This is a genomic window from Dehalobacter sp. CP (genome assembly GCF_047652685.1).
GTDB lineage: Bacteria > Bacillota > Desulfitobacteriia > Desulfitobacteriales > Syntrophobotulaceae > Dehalobacter.
In genome coordinates, this window is sequence record NZ_CP157399.1 from 1,032,501 (window position 1) to 1,037,500 (window position 5,000).

The window sequence follows — 5,000 nt, forward strand, 5'->3', positions numbered from 1 at the left end:
CTTATGGAAGGACTGTCCATTGATCAACCAAAAGCCGTAAAAAAACTGGGTAAAGAGAAGTGTTTTTCCCTGTAAAAACTTTGGGAAAAGTGCCGAAAGTCCGCATAAATGCTGGATTGTTTGGTATTTTTATGGTAAAATATAAGCAGCGAAAAACGCAAAGGATATCGTAATTTGATGAGTACGGCTGAACAGATCAAAACGCTGGAAAATCGCATATCCGAACTGGAGAAGGAAAATAGACTCCTTCTGGAAACCGTACACCATCTAACGCGTAAACTCTATGGCCGAAGCACAGAGAAGACATCCGTTCTATCCTTAGGACAGATGTCTCTTTTTAATGAAGCGGAAACCGAGACCGATCCGAAGTCCAAGGAACCTGACTTGAAAAAGGTCGAGGGTTACCGGAGAAAGAAAGTAAATGGCCGGCGGGAAGAACTTTTAGAAAATCTGCCGCATGAAAAAAAGCTCTGTACCCTTGTTGAAGATGAACGTTTTTGCGAAACGTGCAATACCCCGCTTAAATCCGTCGGTGAAAAATTTGTGCGTACAGAAGTTGAATATATTCCGGCTAAGCTTAGGGTAATTGACCTTTACCGTGAGACCTTCGAATGCCGCAGCTGCCGCAAAAATGGTCTGCCTTACATGGAGAAATCCCCGATACCTGATTCGGTTATTCAGCACTCCTTAGCGACTCCTTCCACAGTGGCTTGGGTCATGCACCAGAAGTTTGTAAACGCGCTTCCCCTTTACCGTCAGGAAAAAGAGTGGAAGACGCTCGGTTTGTCTTTAAGCCGCGCTACCATGGCTAACTGGATCATAGCTGCGTCCCGCGATTGGCTGACCCCCATCCTAAAAGTTATGCATCAAGAGCTCCTTAAAGAAAAATATATTCATGCTGATGAGACTCCTGTTCAGGTGATGAATGAGGAAGGTCGCAAGAATACAAGTGATTCTTACATGTGGGTATACACTACCGGAAAGCATACTGAGCATCCTATCCGGATCTTTGAGTATGAGCCCGGAAGAAATGGAATTTACCCACAAAAATTTCTGGAGGGATTTAAGGGATACCTTCACTCGGATGCTTACGCCGGTTACAAAAAGGTCGAGAACATCATACGCTGTCTTTGCTGGTCACATCTTCGCAGAAATTTTGTCGATGCTTTGCCTAAAGACATCCGTGGTCCCGATGATACGCTATCTGGTCAGGGGATTACTTATTGCAACAAACTTTTTGAAATTGAAAGTACTCTTGAAAATCTGACAAGTGAAAAACGCAAATTCGAACGTCTGAAACAGGAAAAACCAGTATTGGATGCTTTTTGGGCATGGATTGATTCTGTCGAAAACAAAGTTCTTCCCAAATCCAAACTGAGTAAGGCCTTAAATTATGCTTTAAACCAAAAGCAAGAACTGATGAATTATCTGGAAGACGGTAACTGCTGTATTTCCAATAACCTGGCAGAAAACTGTATTCGGCCCTTCACTATTGGACGCAAAAACTGGCTGTTCAGCGGAAGTCCCAGAGGAGCCGCGGCAAGCGCAGCCGTTTACAGTATGATTGAAAGCGCTGAAGCCAATGGCCTAAGTCCTTACAAATATCTTTACTATATTCTTAACCGGCTACCGGGTGAACAGTTCGGTCAGTATCCTGAAATCCTTGAGGATTATCTGCCGTGGAGTCCGGAAGTTCAGGAAATCTGTAAATAGAGCAAAACCTCAGTTTACACTGGGTTTTGCTTTTTTTCTATACACTTTATTGTTTGACGCTTACCCTGTAGGAAAGTTTGAGGAACCTCCTGGGGCGACGATACTGCAAGGGAAGATTAAAACGTTGCGACGGCTATGGATGGCTTAGTGCCGTGGTGCTAAGGACAACAGGGGAGCGGTGAAGTAAAGCTTGAAAATAATTTATGCAATACATCTTGATGTGAAAAATATAATGTGATATATTTATATCATTATGATATAAATATATCACATTATATTATAAATAGGAAGGGGAAAATCATGAAAAATATATTGGGGTATTTAGGTCTATTTGGTTTTATCGGCATACTAGGCATTATCACGGAAAATAGAGGAATTATTGCTTTTTTTGCGTATTTTGTTTTCTTTCGTTATTTTTTTATCAGACCAGATGAGTTATTTAAGCTCAACGTCCAAAGAGCCGTAACACCCTCTTTTTTTACTGCAGTAACCGTACAGGTTTTAACAATCGTGGTATCAATATTGACCAATAATACTACCCTGCTGCTAAAAGGATTAGCAATGAGTTTCTCTATCCCTGTTGCTTTGTTTATCGTCATTTTAGTTATCTCTGAATTTAGAGAATCAAGAGGTTGCTCTCATGGCAATTAAAACGAAAATAAAAGAGTACAGGGCAAAAGTAAATATGACACAGGAAGAATTAGCAGACCTAGTGAGTGTTAGACGTGAAACAATCGGCCATTTGGAAAATGGGAAGTACAATCCATCTCTAAAATTAGCATTTGATATTGCCAAGGTTTTCCGTACGACGGTAGATGATTTATTCATAGTCACCGAAGATTAAGAGGGAATATAAAACCATCCTTCATACAAAACAATCCTTGTTTAAACAGAGCATAATCAGTAAATAATTGTAAGCTGACGTTCTAATGTGGATCTATATTACGAATTTTTTTGCCGCTTAAAAGAATAATGCAATTATGTATAAAATACATATTAGTATTTATTTTAAGGTGTAGATTTTTTCTCTCTGCAAAATATTGAAATTTTGACAGTATTAACGATTTAGCATGTAGAAAATTTAGCAGTTGACTTTGCGTAATGAATCTGATAGCATAAGTTTCTGTCGTTGATGGAACTGCATCACAGACGCTGCAATCGACGAATGACGTGATATGAATGAAATAAGCTTTTTTATTCAAAAAAGCAAACGATGAAGAAATTGGTAGTTGACATTCCTAAACAAAACTGCTAAAATCAACAATTGTGACTAGAGAACAAAAATGTCTCTGGTGGCGCAAAGGTCATTGAAAACTGAACAACAAGAATGAATTAAAAGCTAGACTCGTCAATGAATTTTGGTAAACAAACGAGCTGAATCAAGCTCCGTAAATAGTTTTTATGGAGAGTTTGATCCTGGCTCAGGACGAACGCTGGCGGCGTGCCTAACACATGCAAGTCGAACGGAGCTACGCCTGACACCGAGTGCTTTGCACATAGATATGTGGAGCAAGCGAGTGCGCGAACGAAGAGAGCGCACCACGCATTAAATAAGTGCCAACACATATTGAGTATGAAGGAAAAGCACTGGGTGTCAGGTGGAGCTTAGTGGCGAACGGGTGAGTAACGCGTGGGTAACCTGCCCTTAAGACCGGGACAACAGCTGGAAACGGCTGCTAATACCGGATGTATTGTCCGAGAGGCATCTCTTGGAGAAGAAAGCTGGCCTCTGAAAATGCTAGCGCTTAGGGATGGACCCGCGTCTGATTAGCTAGTTGGTGGGGTAAAGGCCTACCAAGGCGACGATCAGTAGCCGGCCTGAGAGGGTAAACGGCCACACTGGGACTGAGACACGGCCCAGACTCCTACGGGAGGCAGCAGTGGGGAATCTTCCGCAATGGACGAAAGTCTGACGGAGCAACGCCGCGTGTATGAAGAAGGCCTTCGGGTTGTAAAATACTGTTGTTAGGGAAGAACGGCTTAAGTGTGAATAATGCTTGAGATTGACGGTACCTAACGAGGAAGCCCCGGCTAACTACGTGCCAGCAGCCGCGGTAATACGTAGGGGGCAAGCGTTGTCCGGAATCATTGGGCGTAAAGGGCGCGTAGGCGGCTATATAAGTCTGATGTGAAAGTGCGGAGCTTAACTCCGTAAAGCATTGGAAACTGTATGGCTTGAGGACAGGAGAGGAAAGTGGAATTCCACGTGTAGCGGTGAAATGCGTAGAGATGTGGAGGAACACCAGTGGCGAAGGCGACTTTCTGGACTGTAACTGACGCTGAGGCGCGAAAGCGTGGGGAGCGAACAGGATTAGATACCCTGGTAGTCCACGCCGTAAACGATGAATGCTAGGTGTAGAGGGTATCGACCCCTTCTGTGCCGCAGTTAACACAATAAGCATTCCGCCTGGGGAGTACGGCCGCAAGGTTGAAACTCAAAGGAATTGACGGGGGCCCGCACAAGCGGTGGAGCATGTGGTTTAATTCGACGCAACGCGAAGAACCTTACCAAGGCTTGACATCCAACTAATCCCGTAGAGATATGGGAGTGCCCTTCGGGGAAAGTTGAGACAGGTGGTGCATGGTTGTCGTCAGCTCGTGTCGTGAGATGTTGGGTTAAGTCCCGCAACGAGCGCAACCCCTATATTTAGTTGCTAACAGGTAAAGCTGAGAACTCTAGATAGACTGCCGGTGACAAACCGGAGGAAGGTGGGGATGACGTCAAATCATCATGCCCCTTATGTCTTGGGCTACACACGTGCTACAATGGACGGTACAGACGGAAGCGAAGCCGCGAGGTGAAGCAAATCCGAGAAAGCCGTTCTCAGTTCGGATTGCAGGCTGCAACTCGCCTGCATGAAGTCGGAATCGCTAGTAATCGCAGGTCAGCACACTGCGGTGAATACGTTCCCGGGCCTTGTACACACCGCCCGTCACACCACGAAAGTTTGCAACACCCGAAGCCGGTGGGGTAACCGTAAGGAGCCAGCCGTCGAAGGTGGGGTAGATGATTGGGGTGAAGTCGTAACAAGGTAGCCGTATCGGAAGGTGCGGCTGGATCACCTCCTTTCTAGGGAGAACCGATTGAAGCTAGACTTCAATCTACTCCAAGGTCGGTACTTAGAGTAAAGCAGTGCAAACTGGACTGACTCTCAAGTAAGGTGAGTTTAGCAATTGATTTCTTGTTGTTTAGTTTTGAGTGACCTGAGCACAGTAATGTGTAAAAGAAACACTCAAATAATGTCCATACATATCAGAGATTCTGGTAAGTATGGAAAAAAAATAAG

At 44.2% G+C, this 5,000-nt stretch carries 4 protein-coding genes and 1 rRNA gene (1 of these 5 only partly in view); all 5 read left to right on the top strand.

All coding sequences use genetic code 11. The annotated features are described in order from the left end of the window. A protein-coding gene (gene tnpB / locus AAH944_RS05215; protein ID WP_287896876.1) for an IS66 family insertion sequence element accessory protein TnpB crosses the window boundary here: on the top strand, positions 1–75 show its 3' portion. The gene continues 288 nt to the left of window position 1, outside the view; only the last 75 of its 363 coding nucleotides appear in the window; its start codon lies off the left edge, out of view; it ends in the stop codon at positions 73–75. 102 nt (positions 76–177) lie between these two features. Then, positions 178–1,713, top strand: coding sequence for an IS66 family transposase (gene tnpC, locus AAH944_RS05220; protein WP_287896874.1), 1,536 nt, complete (start codon positions 178–180; stop codon positions 1,711–1,713). Between the two features lie 300 nt (positions 1,714–2,013). Then, on the top strand, positions 2,014–2,364 hold the full coding sequence (locus AAH944_RS05225; RefSeq protein ID WP_415537062.1) for a DUF3796 domain-containing protein: 351 nt from the start codon (positions 2,014–2,016) through the stop codon (positions 2,362–2,364). Then, positions 2,354–2,557: a helix-turn-helix transcriptional regulator gene (locus AAH944_RS05230; protein WP_415537064.1), complete on the top strand. Its 204-nt coding sequence runs from the start codon at positions 2,354–2,356 to the stop codon at positions 2,555–2,557. The genes AAH944_RS05225 and AAH944_RS05230 overlap by 11 nt, the downstream gene beginning before the upstream one ends. Positions 2,558–3,111: 554 nt before the next feature. After that, positions 3,112–4,783, top strand: a 16S ribosomal RNA gene (locus tag AAH944_RS05235). Positions 4,784–5,000: the final 217 nt, after the last annotated feature.

Coding starts and splice junctions, on each gene's coding strand:
- AAH944_RS05230 (WP_415537064.1), top strand. CDS start 2,354: ATGGCAATTAAAACGAAAATAAAAGAGTACAGGGCAAAAGTAAATATG.
- tnpC (WP_287896874.1), top strand. CDS start 178: ATGAGTACGGCTGAACAGATCAAAACGCTGGAAAATCGCATATCCGAA.
- AAH944_RS05225 (WP_415537062.1), top strand. CDS start 2,014: ATGAAAAATATATTGGGGTATTTAGGTCTATTTGGTTTTATCGGCATA.